At 68.4% G+C, this 15027-nt stretch carries 15 protein-coding genes; 5 read left to right on the forward strand and 10 right to left on the reverse strand.

The window, feature by feature from the left end:
- Position 1: 1 nt before the first annotated feature.
- Genes recO through nagZ form a run of 4 tightly spaced genes read left to right on the forward strand, consistent with a single transcriptional unit; the run spans position 2 to position 2977 of the window.
- Positions 2-772 (forward strand): DNA repair protein RecO, encoded by a 771-nt coding sequence (gene recO, locus AC3A6Y_RS30180; RefSeq protein ID WP_487871902.1) that lies wholly within the window; start codon positions 2-4, stop codon positions 770-772.
- A complete protein-coding gene (locus tag AC3A6Y_RS30185) occupies positions 769-1512 on the forward strand; it encodes a pyridoxine 5'-phosphate synthase (protein ID WP_487871903.1) in 744 nt (247 codons plus the stop codon). The genes recO and AC3A6Y_RS30185 overlap by 4 nt, the downstream gene beginning before the upstream one ends.
- Positions 1509-1904, forward strand: a complete 396-nt coding sequence (acpS, locus tag AC3A6Y_RS30190; protein WP_309972600.1) for a holo-ACP synthase — start codon at positions 1509-1511, stop codon at positions 1902-1904. The genes AC3A6Y_RS30185 and acpS overlap by 4 nt, the downstream gene beginning before the upstream one ends.
- A complete protein-coding gene (nagZ, locus tag AC3A6Y_RS30195) occupies positions 1901-2977 on the forward strand; it encodes a beta-N-acetylhexosaminidase (protein WP_487871904.1) in 1077 nt (358 codons plus the stop codon). The genes acpS and nagZ overlap by 4 nt, the downstream gene beginning before the upstream one ends.
- Before the next feature lie 6 nt (positions 2978-2983).
- Here the strand turns inward: nagZ and AC3A6Y_RS30200 are convergent, their stop codons facing one another.
- From AC3A6Y_RS30200 to AC3A6Y_RS30215, 4 genes are all read right to left on the reverse strand, one after another.
- Entirely contained in the window at positions 2984-3493 is a 510-nt protein-coding gene (locus AC3A6Y_RS30200; RefSeq protein ID WP_487871905.1) for a YgjP-like metallopeptidase domain-containing protein, read from the reverse strand.
- The gene (locus tag AC3A6Y_RS30205; RefSeq protein ID WP_487871974.1) at positions 3490-4770 is read right to left on the reverse strand and encodes an Hsp70 family protein; all 1281 of its coding nucleotides are present in this window, start codon (positions 4768-4770) and stop codon (positions 3490-3492) included. The genes AC3A6Y_RS30200 and AC3A6Y_RS30205 overlap by 4 nt, the downstream gene beginning before the upstream one ends.
- Positions 4764-6296: a lysine--tRNA ligase gene (lysS, locus tag AC3A6Y_RS30210; protein WP_487871906.1), complete on the reverse strand. Its 1533-nt coding sequence runs from the start codon at positions 6294-6296 to the stop codon at positions 4764-4766. The genes AC3A6Y_RS30205 and lysS overlap by 7 nt, the downstream gene beginning before the upstream one ends.
- Positions 6297-6374: 78 nt before the next feature.
- A complete protein-coding gene (locus AC3A6Y_RS30215) occupies positions 6375-7022 on the reverse strand; it encodes an LON peptidase substrate-binding domain-containing protein (RefSeq protein ID WP_487871907.1) in 648 nt (215 codons plus the stop codon).
- Between the two features lie 49 nt (positions 7023-7071).
- Between AC3A6Y_RS30215 and AC3A6Y_RS30220 the strand changes: the two genes are divergently transcribed.
- Entirely contained in the window at positions 7072-7632 is a 561-nt protein-coding gene (locus tag AC3A6Y_RS30220; RefSeq protein WP_487871975.1) for a YggT family protein, read from the forward strand.
- A gap of 16 nt (positions 7633-7648) precedes the next feature.
- On the opposite strand, the gene accD is transcribed toward AC3A6Y_RS30220, so the two are convergent.
- The 6 genes from accD to AC3A6Y_RS30250 all read right to left on the reverse strand — a co-directional run bounded on the left by accD (position 7649) and on the right by AC3A6Y_RS30250 (position 15024).
- The gene (accD, locus tag AC3A6Y_RS30225; protein WP_487871908.1) at positions 7649-8521 is read right to left on the reverse strand and encodes an acetyl-CoA carboxylase, carboxyltransferase subunit beta; all 873 of its coding nucleotides are present in this window, start codon (positions 8519-8521) and stop codon (positions 7649-7651) included.
- Between the two features lie 98 nt (positions 8522-8619).
- Positions 8620-9582 carry a tryptophan synthase subunit alpha gene (gene trpA, locus AC3A6Y_RS30230; protein ID WP_487871909.1) on the reverse strand — a complete coding sequence of 321 codons (963 nt, stop codon included), beginning with the start codon at positions 9580-9582 and terminating at the stop codon, positions 8620-8622.
- A complete protein-coding gene (trpB, locus tag AC3A6Y_RS30235; RefSeq protein ID WP_487871910.1) occupies positions 9579-10856 on the reverse strand; it encodes a tryptophan synthase subunit beta in 1278 nt (425 codons plus the stop codon). The genes trpA and trpB overlap by 4 nt, the downstream gene beginning before the upstream one ends.
- A 49-nt stretch (positions 10857-10905) precedes the next feature.
- Positions 10906-11592, reverse strand: coding sequence for a phosphoribosylanthranilate isomerase (locus tag AC3A6Y_RS30240; protein WP_487871911.1), 687 nt, complete (start codon positions 11590-11592; stop codon positions 10906-10908).
- On the reverse strand, positions 11589-12401 hold the full coding sequence (gene truA, locus AC3A6Y_RS30245; RefSeq protein ID WP_487871912.1) for a tRNA pseudouridine(38-40) synthase TruA: 813 nt from the start codon (positions 12399-12401) through the stop codon (positions 11589-11591). The genes AC3A6Y_RS30240 and truA overlap by 4 nt, the downstream gene beginning before the upstream one ends.
- Positions 12402-12426: 25 nt before the next feature.
- Entirely contained in the window at positions 12427-15024 is a 2598-nt protein-coding gene (locus tag AC3A6Y_RS30250; protein WP_487871913.1) for a FimV/HubP family polar landmark protein, read from the reverse strand.
- Positions 15025-15027: the final 3 nt, after the last annotated feature.

Consider the following 15027-nt stretch of genomic DNA (forward strand, 5'->3'; position numbering starts at 1 on the left):
AATGGCCACCCACCGCGTTTCCCATGAACCGGCCTATGTGCTCCACCACTATGACTGGAGCGAGTCGAGCCTGATCCTGGAGGTGTTCACCCGCCACCATGGCCGTATCGCCCTGGTGGCCAAGGGGGCGAAGCGGCCCAGTTCCAATTTCAGGCCGGTACTGCTGCCCCTGCAGCCGCTGCAGCTCAACTACGGCGGCGACGCCGAGATCCGCACGCTCAAGGGGGCCGAGTGGATGGGCGGCCATGTGATGCCGACCGGCGAGGCCCTGCTCTCGGGCTACTACCTCAACGAATTGCTGCTGCGCCTGCTGGCGCGCGACGACGCGCACGAGGCGCTGTTCGACGGCTACGCCGTGGTGGTGCAGGTGCTGGCGGGCGACCACGGCGGGGCCCAGGCCGCCACCCAGGCGGCCGCGCTGCGCGCCTTCGAGCTCCTGCTCCTGCGCGAGGTGGGACTGCTGCCGGTGCTCGATGTCGAGACGCTGACGCTCGCGCCGCTGGACCCGCAGGCCCGCTATGCGCTCGTGCCCGAGGCCGGCCTGCGCCTGGCCGCCGAGGAAGAGTCCGCGCTCGTTGGCGCGGAATGGCAGGCGCTGCAACGCTCGTTGGAAGAGCGCGCACCGCTGGCCTCCACGCTGCGCCAGGCCGCCACGATGAGTGCCGGCGCCAGCAGCGCCCTGCGCACTCAGCTGCGCGCACTGCTCCACTACCATTGCGGTGTGAGCACCCTGCGCACGCGCCAGATGATGAAAGACTTGCAAGCCCTATGAGCACTTCCCTGTCGATCAACCTCAACAAGGTGGCGCTGGTGCGCAACACGCGCTCGCTGGGCATCCCCAGCGTGCTTTTTGCCGCCGCGCTGTGCCTGGATGCCGGCGCGCACGGCATCACGGTGCATCCCCGGCCTGACCAGCGCCACATCCGCCCGCAGGACGTTCAGGACCTGTCGGAGCTGCTGCGCAAGGACTGGCCCCAGGCCGAGTTCAACATCGAGGGCAATCCCTTCCACAATCTGATGGATTTCGTGCGCGAGCTTCGCCCGCACCAGGCCACCTTCGTCCCGGACGAGGTGGCCCAGTCGACCAGCGACCACGGCTGGACCTTCCCCGACGATGCCGATCGCCTGCGCCCTCTGATCGCCGAGGCGAAGGCGCTGGGCGTGCGCGTGAGCCTGTTCATGGACCCGGAGCCGGACATGATGGCCGCCGCCAAGGCGGTCGGCGCAGACCGCATCGAGCTCTACACCGAGGGCTACGCCGCCTCGCGCGGCACTTCCAGGGCGCAGACGGTGCTGGAGCTCTATGCGGAAGCAGCCCGCGCGGCCCAGGCGGCCGGCCTGGAAGTCAACGCCGGCCACGACCTGAGCCGCGACAACCTCACGGACTTCCTGCGGGCGGTGCGCGACGTGCGCGAGGTCTCGATCGGCCATGCCTTCGTCTCCGATTCCCTGGAACTGGGCTACGCCGCGGCCACGCGGGACTACCTTCGCTGTATTCGAGAGGCCGCGTGATCTACGGCATCGGCACCGACATCTGCGACATCCGCCGCATCGCCGCCACCTTCGAACGCCAGGGTGAGCGCTTTGCCCAGCGGGTGCTGAGCGACGCCGAGCTCGATGTCTGGCGCGCCCGCAGCGCCCGGTGGCCGAAGCGCGGCCTGCGCTACCTTGCCACGCGCTTTTCCGCCAAAGAGGCCTTCAGCAAGGCCATCGGCAAGGGCATGCGCATGCCGATGAGCTGGCGCCTGTGCGAGATCGCGAACCAGCGCAGCGGCAAACCCGTGATCGTGCTTCACGGCGTGCTGAAGGATTGGTTCGAGGCCGAAGGCCTGGTGGCGCACGTCACCGTGACCGACGAGACCGACTACGCGGCGAGCTTCGTCGTGGTCGAACGCAAGCCATGACAGACCTGAACCCCCTGCACGCCCCCTTGATCATCGATGTCGCGGGCACCGTGTTGAGTGCGGCCGACCGCCGCCGCCTCGCCGATCCGCTGGTGGGCGGGGTGATCCATTTCGCCCGCAACTGGCAGGACCGGTCCCAGATGGGCGCCCTCAACGCCGAGATCAAGGCGCTGCGGCCCGACATCCTGATCTGCGTCGACCATGAGGGAGGACGGGTGCAGCGCTTCCGCTCCGACGGCTTCACCCTGCTGCCCTCCATGCGCACGCTCGGCGAGCTGTGGACGCGCGATCCGCTGCGCGCCACCCAGGCAGCCGTTGCCTGCGGTCATGTGCTGGGCGCCGAGCTGCGCGCCTGCGGCGTCGACTTCAGCTTCACGCCCGTGCTCGACCTCGACTACGGTGAGAGCAGCGTGATCGGCGACCGCAGCTTCCACCGCGATCCCCGCGTTGTCGCGATGCTCGCGCGCAGCCTGGCGCATGGCCTGCTGCAGGCGGGCATGTCGAACTGCGGCAAGCATTTTCCCGGGCATGGATTCGTGCGCGCCGACTCGCACGTGGCGATCCCCGTGGACCGCCGCAGCCTCAAGGCGATCCTCGCGGAAGATGCGCGGCCCTACGACTGGCTGGGCGGCACGCTCGCGGCGGTGATGCCCGCCCATGTGATCTATCCGAAGGTCGACGCCCGTCCGGCCGGCTTCTCGCCGAAGTGGCTGCAGCAGATCCTGCGCGGCCGGCTGGGCTTCGAAGGCGCGGTGTTCAGCGACGACCTCAGCATGGAAGCCGCGCGCAGTGTCCAGGGCGAGCAGCTGAGCTACACCGATGCCGCGCTCGCCGCCCTCGAGGCGGGATGCGATCTCGCGCTGCTGTGCAACCAGAGCATCGGCGAGAGCACGGTGCTCGATGAAGTGCTCGATGGTTTCGCGGCTGCGCGCCGCGATGGCCGCTGGAAGCCGGAGGCGGCTCGCGAGGCGCGCCGGCGCCGGCTGCTGCCGCGGGGCGATGCGCTCGCCTGGGACGATCTCATGCGCGAGCCCGCCTACCGGCAGTCGGCCGCGACGCTGTCCAGACTCTGACGGCGTTCAGGCAGCGGCCGACCACAGTGCGGGGCCGCCGCTCTCCAGGTGCGTCAGGTAGAGGCGCAGGTCGAATTCGAGCTGGTGATAGTCCGGCTCCATATGGGTGCAGAGCTGGTAGAAGGCCTTGTCGTGCGCGCGCTCCTTCGTGTGCGCCAGCTCGTGCACCACGATCATGCGCAGCCATTCGATCGGCACTTCCTTGAAAAGGCTGGCCACGCGGATCTCGCGCTTCGCCTTCAGCTTGCTTCCCTGCACGCGCGAGATGGTCGTGTGGGTGCCGAGCGCGTTGCGGATCACGTGCAGCTTGTTGTCGAAGGCCACCTTGGCCAGCGGCTCGGCATTGCGCAGGAACTCGCTCTTCAGTCCACTCACGTAGTCGTAGAGCGCGCGGTCATTCCGGATGCCGTGCACGCCGCCGTGGCGCTTCAGCAGCCAGTCGCCGAGTCGGCCCTGCGCCATGAGCTGCTCGACCTGGGCGCGCAACGCCGCCGGGTAGGCGGCCAGGTATTTCATGCGGGTTGCGGCGTTCTCGCGCCGGCCGCAGCATAGGCCAGGCCGGAGGCCACGCCGCCGAAGAGATCGCCCTCGATGACCTCCGTGCCAGGGAAGGCCTGTCGCAGCGTGCTCTGGAAGGGGCGCAGCGCCGAGGAGCCACCCGTGAGGTAAATGGCATCGAGCTGGTCCTCGCGCAGGCCTGCCCGGCCGACGCAGTCGCGCGCACACGCGACCACGCTGTCGAGCAGTGCCGAAAGCAGACGTTCCATGTCGCCGGCCCTGAGCAACGCGCTCAGCTTCGGTTCCGCGAACGACAGGTCGATCGCGACGTCGTTCTTCGTCATCGACGTCCCGATCTTGGCTTCCTCCACCTCGCTGGCGATGCGGTGGCCCTGCCGGTCCGCCAGCACCGTCATGAGCCGGTCGTGCAGTCGCGTGTCGAGGTAGTTGATCCGCAGTTCCTGCACCTGCCGGAGCGCCTTCGGCGCATAGAGCCAGTTGATCAGGTGCCACGATGACAGGTCGAAGAAGGTCCTGCTCGGCACCTCGCGGCCTTGCGGGCCGATGTGCCGGCATCCGAACTGCGGCATCACGCATTCGACGCTGAGGCGCTGGTCGAAGTCGGTGCCGCCGATGTGCACGCCCGTGGTGGCCAGCACGTCGCCGGCGCGTTCTGTCTTCGCCATGCGTTCGGGGCCCAGGCGCACCACCGTGAAGTCGGAGGTGCCGCCGCCGATGTCGACGATCAGCACCAGCGATTCGCGGGCGACGCGGCGCTCGTAGTCGAAAGCGGCGGCGATCGGTTCGTACTGGAAGTCGACGTTGCCCAGGCCGGCATTCAGTGCGGCCCGGCGCAGCGTGGCCTCGGCTTCGCGGTCGCGCTCCGGATCGTCGTCCACGAAATGCACCGGACGGCCGATGACGACGTGCGCGGGCCGGACGCCGAGCTGACGATGGGCGCGTGCCGCAAGCTCCGACAGGAAGAGGGCGATGATGTCCTCGAAGCTGACCCGCTGGTGGCCGATTTCGGTCTGGTCCTGCATCAGCGAGCTGCCCAGCAGGCTCTTGAGCGATCGCATCAGCCGGCCTTCCGTGCCCGCCAGGTACAGCGCGATGGCATCGCGCCCGAAATGCGTGCTGCGATCCTCGGTGTTGAAGAAGACCGCGGTCGGGATGGTCGTCGCCGCTCCTTCCAGCGGCAGCATGCGCGCCAGCTCGCGCCCCGCCACGCACGCGACTGCGGAATTGGAGGTTCCGAAGTCGATGCCGAGGACGGGGGCCGGAGTGCTCAAGATTCCCGGCGCAGTGCAGGAAAGAGGATCACGTCGCGGATGCTGGGGGAATCGGTCAACAGCATCATCAGCCGGTCGATGCCGATGCCGCAGCCGCCGGTGGGCGGCATGCCGTATTCGAGCGCACGCACGAAGTCGTGGTCGTAGAACATCGCCTCGTCGTCGCCGCTGTCCTTGGCCGAGACCTGGGCGTTGAAGCGCGCGGCCTGGTCCTCGGCGTCGTTGAGCTCGCTGAAGCCATTGCCGAACTCGCGGCCGGTGATGTAGAGCTCGAAACGCTCCGTCACTTCGGGGCGCTCGTCGTTGGCACGTGCCAGCGGCGAGATCTCGGTCGGGTGCTCCATGATGAAGGTCGGCTGCCAGAGCTTTTCCTCCACCGTTTCCTCGAAGTACATCACCTGCAGGCTGGCCAGGCTGCGCTGCGAAAGCTTGTCTTTTTCCTCGTTCAGGCCGAGCTTGTGCAGGGCGTCGCGCAGCCACGCGGCATCGTCGGCATTCGCGCCGGCTTCGGTGTGCCGGGCGATCGCTTCGCGGATGGTGAGCCGCTCGAAGGGCTGGCTCAGGTCCACCGGCTTGCCCTGGTAGTCCAGCTGGAGCTTGCCGACGCTCTTCTGAGCGATGGTGCGGATCAGCGTCTCGGTGAAGTCCATCAGGTCGCGGTAGTTCCAGTAGGCCGCGTAGAACTCCATCATCGTGAACTCGGGGTTGTGCCGCACCGAAATGCCCTCGTTGCGGTAGCTCCGGTTGATCTCGAACACGCGCTCGAAGCCGCCGACGATCAGCCGCTTCAGGTAAAGCTCCGGCGCGATGCGCAGGAACATCTCCTGGTCCAGCGCGTTGTGGTGCGTCTTGAAGGGCTTGGCGTTGGCGCCGCCGGGAATGGGGTGCAGCATCGGCGTCTCGACCTCGAGGAAGTCGTTGGCCACCATGAACTCGCGCAGTGCGCTCACGGCGCGGCTGCGTGCGGTGAAGCGCTCGCGCGCCGTCTCGTCGGTGATCAGGTCGACGTAGCGCTGCCGGTACTTCTGCTCCTGGTCGGCCATGCCGTGGAACTTGTCGGGCAGCGGCCGCAGGCTCTTGGTGAGCATACGCAGCTTCGTGACCTTGACGGAGAGCTCGCCGGTCTTGGTCTTGAAGGCGGTGCCTTCGGCGCCGACGATGTCGCCCAGGTCCCAGCGCTTGAACTCGGCATAGGCCTCTTCACCGACGGCATCGCGCGTGACGTAGAGCTGAATGCGGCCGCTGGCGTCCTGCACGGTGGCGAAGCTGGCCTTGCCCATGACACGCTTGAGCATCATGCGCCCGGCTACGCTGACGGCGATCGGCGTGGCTTCCAGTGCATCGGGTTCCGTTTCGCCGTGAGCGGCGAGCAGCGCTGCCGCGCGGTCGGCGGGCTTGAAGTCGTTCGGGAAGGCGACGCCCTTGCCCTCGGCCTGCGCGGCGCGTAGCGTCTTCAGCTTTTCGCGCCGTTCGGCGATGAGCTGGTTGTCGTCGGGAGCGGGAGCGTGGGAGGGGAGAGCGTCGGACATGAGGGGAGAAGTTGGGGCACAGGCGAATCGCGCGCAACCCGCGATTTTAGCCGGCGGTGCTCTCGAGTCCCCTGTGGGCTACTTGGTGATGCCGGTGCGCGCGAGCAGGTCGCCCACCAGCTCCAGGCGCATCAAAGGGCTTTCGAGCTCCATGAGCCGCTGCTTGAGTTCCACCGGCACAGGCAACAGCTCGCACCAGCGATTGGCCACCCAGCCGCAGTCGTCGAAGCGGAAGGGCGCCTGGACCGGCAGTCGAATCTGCTCGCCGCCTTCCATGCGGCGGCGTTCTTCAAGAGTGTCCACCAGGCGGCGCAGGGCATCGGAAACGGCTCGCAGATCATCGGGCACCTCGAGCGCAACGTCATCGGGCAAGGCGTCGGCCTCTGCGGTCCACAGCCCATGCTTTTGCAACTCGCTGGAGCGCAGGCGGAAGCGCTGCGTGCCGAGACAGGCGATCTGCATCAGCCCGACCTGCGGCACATCGAACTCGCGGATCTCGGCGAGCGTGCCGACCTCGGCGAAGCGCTCCGCCTCCCCGCCCGGGCGCCGGACTTCCGTGCCTTGGGTCAGGCTGACGACACCGAAGGGCGTGCCGGTCTTGTGGCATTTGCCGATCATGTCGAGGTAGCGCACTTCGAAGATGCGCAGGGGCAGGAAGCCGCCGGGGAAGAGCACGGTGCCCAGCGGGAAGAGAGGCAGGGGCTGCGGGAGGGGTTGTGTCGTCATCGAGGAACCTTGCGTGGCTATCATCGCATTCCGTCCACGACAGCGCGCCATGTTCTACCAGATCCCTTCGTTTCTCCTCGACGTGATCGTCGGCCTCGTCGGCGGGGCATGCCTGCTGCGCCTGTACATGCAGTACCACCGCGTGCCCTTCGGCAACCCGCTGGGGCGCTTCGTGTTCGCAATCACCGACTGGATCGTGCTGCCGCTGCGGCGGATCGTGCCCTCGGTCAAGCGCTGGGACCTGGCGAGCGCCGTCGCCGCCTGGCTGCTGGTCATGCTCAAGTTCCTGGTGCTGTGGGCGCTGATGGGGGCGCTCGAGCGCTGGGCCATCCTGCCGCTGGTGTCGCTCATCGGCCTGCTGCAGCTGACGGTGTCGGGCCTCACGGCGCTGCTGATCGTCTACGCCATTCTTTCGTGGGTGCCGAATGCGTCGTCGATGCTCCACGACCTGATTGCGCGCCTGGCCGAGCCGCTGGTGCGGCCGCTGCGTCGCTTCATCCCGCTGGTGGGCGGCGTGGACCTGTCGCCGCTCGCCGCCATCGTGCTGCTGCAGGTGGGCGCCATCGTGCTGGGCAGCGTGATGGCAACGGTGTTCGGATTGGGCCGCTAGTTGCGGCCTGCGCGCTTCAGATGACCGCGTCTGCCGGCTGACGCAGCAGCATCGCCAGCGTGTTGGCGACCGTCTTGCGCAGCTCGCGACGATCACAGATGAAGTCGATCGCGCCCTTGGTCTGGAGGAACTCGGCGCGCTGGAAGCCCTCGGGCAGGGTCACGCGCACGGTCGATTCGATCACGCGCGGGCCGGCGAAGCCGATCAGCGCCTTGGGCTCGGCGATCACCACGTCACCCACGAAGGCGAAGCCGGCGCTCACGCCGCCCATGGTCGGGTCGGTCAGCACGCTGATGTAGGGCAGGCCCTTCTTGGCCAGGCGCGTGAGCGCGGCGTTGGTCTTGGCCATCTGCATCAGCGACAGCAGGCCTTCCTGCATGCGCGCGCCGCCGGTGGCGGTGAAGCAGATGAAAGGCACCTTCTGCTCGATCGCGGTCTCGACGCCGCGCACGAAGCGCTCGCCGACCACGCTGCCCATGCTGCCGCCCATGAAGTCGAATTCGAAGCAGGCCACCACGACGTTGATGCTGTGGACCGAGCCGCCCACCACCACCAGCGCGTCGGTCTCGCCGGTATTCTCCAGTGCCTCCTTGAGCCGCTCGGGGTACTTGCGGCTGTCCTTGAACTTGAGGGCGTCGACCGGCAGGACTTCCTGACCCACTTCGTAGCGGCCCTCGGGGTCCAGGAAGGCGTCGATTCGCGCTCGCGCGCCGATGCGGTGGTGGTGGCCGCAGCTCGGGCACACGTTCTGGTTGTGCTCCAGGTCGGTCTTGTAGAGCACGGTGTCGCAGCTTGGGCACTTGATCCAGAGGCCCTCGGGCATCTGGCGGCGCTCGCTCGGGTCGGTGGGCGCAATCTTGGGCGGAAGCAGTTTTTCAAGCCAGCTCATGGGGGCTCCAGTTCGAAGTTCTCGCGAAGGAGGCCTTCGCGGCGGGTAGCTCCCCTCTCCCGCCCGCGGGAGAGGGGTTGTGAGGGCAAACCGGCTGATTATCGACCAGCCGCGTTCTTGGCGGTCGCGGCCGGCAGCGCATCCAGGGCTTCCCGAATCTCGGCCAGGAATTCGCGCACCAGCGGCACCACTTGCTCACGCGGCTGCGCGTCGATCAGCTGGATGATGCGGGTGCCGATCACGACGGCGTCGGCCGTCGAGCCCACCGCCTGCGCGCTGCGCGCATCGCGAATGCCGAAGCCCACGCCCACGGGCAGCTTCACGTGCTCGCGGATGCGCGGGACCATCCGGCCGACGGCCTCGGTGTCGAGGTGCCCGGCGCCAGTCACGCCCTTGAGCGAGACGTAGTAGACGTAGCCCGTGGCGATGCGGCCCACCTGCGCCATGCGCTCTGCGGTGCTGGTGGGGGCCAGCAGAAAGATCAGGTCGATGCCGTGCGCCTGCAAGCCGGCGGCGAAGTCCTCGCATTCCTCGGGCGGATAGTCGACCACCAAGAGCCCGTCGACGCCCGCGGCGGCCGCGTCGCGGATGAAGCTGCCCTTGCCGTGCACGCCGTCGTAGCGCTCGATCGGGTTGGCGTAGCCCATGAGCACGACCGGGGTCGCGTCGTCCGTGCGGCGGAAGGTGCTCACCATGGCCAGCACCTGCTTCATGCCGATGCCAAGCGCCAGTGCCGCTTCGCCGGCGGCCTGGATCACGGGGCCGTCGGCCATGGGGTCGGAGAAGGGCACGCCGAGCTCGATCACGTCGGCACCCGCTTCCACCATGCCGTGCATCAGCTCGGGCGTGATGTCGGCGTAGGGGAAGCCGGCCGTCACGTAGGGAATCAGCGCCCTGCGGCCGTGCTCGCGAAGGCGCTCGAAGGTGGCGGCGATGCGGCTTGCTGGACCTGCGCCTTCGGCTGCGGTGCCATGAGCCTTCGGAGCGGCCGTGCGGCTCACTGGAGTACCTTCGCCTTCGGCTACGGTGCTTTTCGCCTTGGGAGCGGCCTGGCGGCTCATGCCCGGCCTCCTTTCACGCTGAGGCCGCGCATCGACGGCCGGTCGTAGAAGTCCACGCCCGACAGGTCGGCCACGGTGCCGATGTCCTTGTCGCCGCGGCCCGAGAGGTTGACCAGGATCGACTGGTCGGGGCGCATGGTTTTCGCGAGCTTCATCGCATAGGCCACAGCATGGCTGGATTCGAGCGCGGGGATGATGCCCTCGGCGCGGCACAGGTAGTGAAAGGCCTCCAGCGCCTCGGCGTCGGTGACGCCCACGTATTCTGCGCGGCCGATGTCGGCCAGGTAGGCGTGCTCGGGTCCCACGCCGGGATAGTCGAGGCCGGCGCTGATGCTGTGCGTCTCGGTCAGCTGTCCGTCCTCGTTCTGCAGCAAGTACGTGCGGTTGCCATGCAACACGCCGGGGCTCCCACGCAGGATCGAAGCTGCGTGCTTGCCGCTGTCCAATCCTTCGCCGGCTGCTTCGACGCCGACGAGCCGCGTGCGGGCGAAGGGGATGTAGGGATGAAAGATGCCCATCGCGTTGCTGCCGCCGCCCACGCAGGCCACCACCACGTCCGGCTGCCGGCCTTCCGCCTCGCCGGTGATCCCCTGCGCCGCCAACATGGCCGGCATCTGCGCGATGCACTCGTCGCCGATCACACGCTGGAAGTCGCGCACCATCATCGGATAAGGGTGCGGACCCGCGACCGTGCCGATGATGTAGAAGGTGTTCTCGACATTGGTGACCCAGTCGCGCATCGCCTCGTTGAGCGCATCCTTCAGCGTCTTGCTGCCCGATTCCACCGGGACCACGGTCGCGCCCAGCAGGTTCATGCGGTAGACGTTGGGGCTCTGGCGCTTCACGTCCTGGCTGCCCATGTAGACCACGCATTCGAGTCCGTAGCGCGCGCAGATGGTGGCGGTGGCCACGCCATGCTGGCCAGCCCCGGTTTCGGCGATCACGCGCGGCTTGCCCATGCGCCGGGCCAGCATTGCCTGGCCGATGGTGTTGTTGACTTTGTGCGCACCCGTGTGGTTCAGGTCCTCGCGCTTCAGGTAGATCTGGGCACCGCCCATTTCGCGGCTGGTGCGCGCGGCGTGATAGATCGGCGAGGGGCGGCCCACGAAATGGGCGAGCTCGTAGCGGAATTCGGCCTGGAACTCGGGGTCGTCCTTGTATTTCGCATAGGCCTCGCGCAATTCGTTGATCGCGTGGGTCAGCGTCTCGCTGGCGAAGGTGCCGCCATAGATGCCGAAATGGCCGCTGGCGTCGGGTTGGTTGTAGCTGTTCATGGTCTCGATCGATGGGCGGGCCGCCCGGACGATCGAACCGGGCGGCGCGCTATGTCAATGCATCGGCCGCCCGCACGGCGGCCACGAATTCGCGGATCTTCGCGGCGTCCTTGATGCCTTTGGCGGCCTCGACGCCGGAGCTCACGTCAACGGCCAGCGATTTCGCGGCCGTGCGCAACCGGCGAATGCCATCGCCCACGTTTGCAGGTGCGAGCCCACCACTCAAGACGAGGTGAGCGTCGACGCCGTGTGGAAGAAGTGACCAATCGAATGCCTTGCCGCCACCGCCATAGGCTTCGACGTGGGCGTCGAGCAGGATGGCCTGGGCGCGAGAGTAATCGGAGGCATATTTTACGAGGTCGAAGCCGGCCCCGGCTGCACCGAGTGGAATGCGGGCTGCACGCATGTAGCGGTGGGCGCCCCTGCCGCTCGCTTCCCAGCATTGCTCGGGCGATTCGTCGCCGTGAAACTGGGCGATGGCGCCGGGCACGCCTTGCAACGCCGCCAGGGCTGCGGCCGGCGGCTCATTGACGAACAGCAGGACCGGTGTGATGAAAGGCGGCAGGCGCGAGGCCAGCTCGCGTGCGCGTTCCGCGGTCACGGCACGCGGGCTGGCCGGATAGAGCACGAAGCCCACCGCGTCCGCACCGGCTTCGACCGCGGCATCCACGTCCTGCTCGCGCGTGAGCCCGCAGATCTTGATGCGTGTGCGTGCGTTGGAGGGCGCGGCAGTCATGGCGGGCCATCATACGCAGCGCCTCCGGCCTGCAAGGTGGCTTCCGGCGGAAGACCCCATCCGGCGTCGTAGAGCGGTCCCAGGAAGTAGAGGCCGTTGGGCGAGAAGGTGGGCGCCGCCACCAGCCGGCTGCGGGCCTCCAGCACTTCCTGCATCCATGCCGGCGGTGCCTTGCCATGACCGATGCGCACCAGGCAGCCCATGATGTTGCGGATCATGTGGTGCAGGAAGGCATCGGCCTCGAATTCGAAGTGCCAGCGGCAGCGATCGTTCTCGCCCCGGCGCGTGATCTCGATGCGCCGCAGGTCCTTGACCGGCGACAGCGCCTGGCAAGCCGAGGCCCGGAAGGAGCTGAAGTCGTGCCGGCCCAGCAGCATGGCGGCGGCCGTCCGCATCGCGTCGCCGTCGAGCGGGTGGATGGACCAGCCGACCCGGCCCGCGTCCAGGCTCGGGCGCACCGGCGACTGCGACAGCACGTAGAGATAGCGCCGCGTCAATGCGCTGGCGCGGCAGTGGAACTGGTCGGGCACGGGCTGTGCCCATTGCACCGCGATGTCGTCCGGCAGGTAGCGGTTGGTGCCGCGCACCCACGAGAAAGGCTCGCGCTCGACCGAGGTATCGAAGTGCACCACCTGCATCACCGCGTGCACGCCGGCATCGGTGCGGCCTGCGCAAAGGGTGGAGATGGGCTGGTCGGCGAAACGGCCGAGAGCGTCCTCCAGCTTGTCCTGCACGGTGCGGCCCGAGAGCTGGCTCTGCCAGCCGTCGTAGGCTTGGCCGTGATAGCGAACGCCGAGGGCCAGCCTCACCGGGAGATCGGCGACGAATGGCCGCTCAGCGCAGCTCGACGAGCAGCTGCTTGGCTTCGGCCTTGACCTCGTCCGAAGCTTCGGCGGCCACTTCCTCGACCAGCGAGCGGGCGCCTTCGACATCGCCCAGCGCCTTCAGCTCGCGCGCCAGCGACAGCTTGACGGCGTGGGGGCTTTCGCCGCTTTCCTCGGCCTGCGGCTCCAAGCGGCCGCGCTCCGTGTCGGCGGGGGCGCGCAACCCGGCCATCGAGCTCATGTCGAACTCGATGAAGCCGGAGTCGCCCGGCAGGCCGGCGCGCAACGTGGCCGGCTGCGCCATGTCTTCGTCCGAGACCAGCGGTGCACGCACCGTGGTCGGCTCGAGGGCGCCCGGAGCGGTGTCGAAATCGTTGTGCAGGTCGAGCTTGGCGGACGGAGCGGTGGGGCCCGAATGGCTTCCGTTCGTGTGCGCCACGCGTGGCTGCGGCTGGGCAGGCGCGGGTACCTGGATTTGCGTCGGCGGCAGGCTGGCGCCGACGTTGGCGGGCGCGAGCGGTGCCGGCTTGCTGAGGTCAAGGTCGAAGTCCAGCGGGGCAACCGAGGGCACGAAGGCCGGCGGCGGTGCGGCCACCACCGGGGCGGGCTTTGGGGCAGCCACCGCCGGCGCTGGCGTCGCTGCCGTCGCGGCAGCCAGGGTGCCGGCAAAGGCTGCAGCTTCCGCGGGCGTCACGTTCCGGCCGTTCGACTCGTACAGCGGATTGCCGGGGTCCAGGTCCTTGCCCATCTCCACCACGCGGTTCCAGTCGGCTCCGGTGCCACCGGTCAGCTTGTGCACGTCCGATGCCAGCGCCTCGTAGGCGCGAAGATCGCGCCGCTTGGCGTGGATTTCGAGCAGCTTGAGGTGGATGGCGGTGCGTTCAGGGTTGACGCGCAGCGCCTCGCGCAGGATTTCCTCGGCCTGCAGGTCGCGGCCGTAGGCCAGGTAGACATCGGCCTCAGCCACCGGGTCGACATCGCCGGCGTCGAGCTGGCTCGGCGAGTAGGACAGCGAGGAAACGATCGAATTGCCGCGGTTCTTGGTGTCCACCGACTCGCCGCCACTGGCGCCGAAGAAGGAGTCCTTGGGGATGCGGCTTTCAAGGAACACGCTCTCGCCGGCGTCGCGGCGCTTGCGGCCCAGGACGCGGTAGAGCAGGAAGCCGACCAGCAGCGCGATCAGCGCGGCCCCGCCGAGGATCAGCGGGTTGGCGAGCAGTTCGTCGAAGAAGCCGGGTGCCGGGGCAGGCACGGGAGCGGGAGCTTTGGCCGCTGCGGCCGGGGCTGGTGCAGGCGCCGCGGCCGGTGCGGCGGCAACTGCTTCGGGCGCGGACGTCGGCGCAGCGCCAGCCGCTGCGGGTGCATCGGCAGCCGCGGTGGCTGCTGGTGCCATCGCTGCGGGAAGGGCTGGTGCAGCGGGATTCGCTGCCGGCGCTGCGGCGGGTGCCGCGGTGCTGCCTGCTGGGGTGGGCGCCGGACTGGCCGGGGCTGCAACTGCTGCCGGTGCCGTGCTTCCGGCGCCGGTCGCCGGCGGGCTGCCGCTCGCGGCTTGCAGCTTGTTCAGTTCATCGATGTTCTTCGACAGTTCGGCAACGCGCGTGCTGCTTTCCTGGGCCTGTCGGCTTCGAGCCAACTGCTCCTCGGTCCGGCCCGCACCCCCTTGGGTGACGCGCAGCTTGTCGGCCGCAGCGTTGGCGGCGTTGCGATCCTCGACGTTGGCCTGCAGCTTGCCCTTGGCCTGACGGTCGGCATTGGCGACCTGCGAGGCAGGTGCGTTCTCGGCCAGGCGGCGGCGGTAGTCGCCGAAATCCCGACTCTGCGCCGTGACGGTGCGCTTTGCCTCTTCGCTCGGGATGGCTGCGGCCTGCGACGCGTTCGGCACATCGACGACGGCGCCTGCCTTGATGCGGTTGACGTTGCCGCCGATGAAAGCGTTGGGATTGGCGCGCAGCAGGGCCACCAGCATCTGGTCGAGGGACACATCGGCAGATTTGTAGGCGCCTGCGATCTTGCTTGCGGTATCGCCAGGCTGAACCGTGACCTGTTGCTCGCCAGACCCTGACCCCGAACCCGTGCGCACGCTGCGTTCGCTCGCCGCCGGGTCGGCCGGGGCAGCCGAAACGGCTGGCGCAGTCCCGCGGCGCGAGGGCGTCGGCGTGACGGCCGGGGCACTGCGCGGCTCAGGGGCGGCGCTGATTTGTGGGGCGGTGGGGGCGATCGGCGCAGCCGCCGTGGCCGTGCGGCTCCTTGGCGGGTCCAGCAGCACCGTGTAGTCGCGCACGACACGGCCGGAGTTCCAGTTGGCCTCGACCAGCAGGTCGATGAAAGGCTCGCTGAGCGAGCGATTGCTGGTCAGCCGCACCACGTAGCGGCCGTCGGCGCGGCGCTGCAGGCTGGTCCGCACGTCGGCCAGAACCGCGTTGTAAGGGACGCCGGCCGCATTGAAGGCATCGACCCGTGCAATGTTGACCTTCAGGCCATCGGCTTCGGCCGGCGCGATTTCCGTGACCTCGATTTCGGCCCGCAAAGGCTCGCCCAGCGCCGATTGCACGTTGAGCCGGCCGAGGGCCAGCGCCGCGGCGTCGAAGCTCACCAATCCCAGGGCCAAAGC

This window comes from Variovorax sp. Soil_C_17, assembly GCF_057657265.1.

Coding starts and splice junctions, on each gene's coding strand:
- AC3A6Y_RS30240 (WP_487871911.1), bottom strand. CDS start 11,592: ATGACTGCCGCGCCCTCCAACGCACGCACACGCATCAAGATCTGCGGG.
- AC3A6Y_RS30220 (WP_487871975.1), top strand. CDS start 7,072: ATGTTCTACCAGATCCCTTCGTTTCTCCTCGACGTGATCGTCGGCCTC.
- trpB (WP_487871910.1), bottom strand. CDS start 10,856: ATGAACAGCTACAACCAACCCGACGCCAGCGGCCATTTCGGCATCTAT.
- recO (WP_487871902.1), top strand. CDS start 2: ATGGCCACCCACCGCGTTTCCCATGAACCGGCCTATGTGCTCCACCAC.
- AC3A6Y_RS30185 (WP_487871903.1), top strand. CDS start 769: ATGAGCACTTCCCTGTCGATCAACCTCAACAAGGTGGCGCTGGTGCGC.
- accD (WP_487871908.1), bottom strand. CDS start 8,521: ATGAGCTGGCTTGAAAAACTGCTTCCGCCCAAGATTGCGCCCACCGAC.
- lysS (WP_487871906.1), bottom strand. CDS start 6,296: ATGTCCGACGCTCTCCCCTCCCACGCTCCCGCTCCCGACGACAACCAG.
- nagZ (WP_487871904.1), top strand. CDS start 1,901: ATGACAGACCTGAACCCCCTGCACGCCCCCTTGATCATCGATGTCGCG.
- AC3A6Y_RS30200 (WP_487871905.1), bottom strand. CDS start 3,493: ATGAAATACCTGGCCGCCTACCCGGCGGCGTTGCGCGCCCAGGTCGAG.
- trpA (WP_487871909.1), bottom strand. CDS start 9,582: ATGAGCCGCCAGGCCGCTCCCAAGGCGAAAAGCACCGTAGCCGAAGGC.
- AC3A6Y_RS30215 (WP_487871907.1), bottom strand. CDS start 7,022: ATGACGACACAACCCCTCCCGCAGCCCCTGCCTCTCTTCCCGCTGGGC.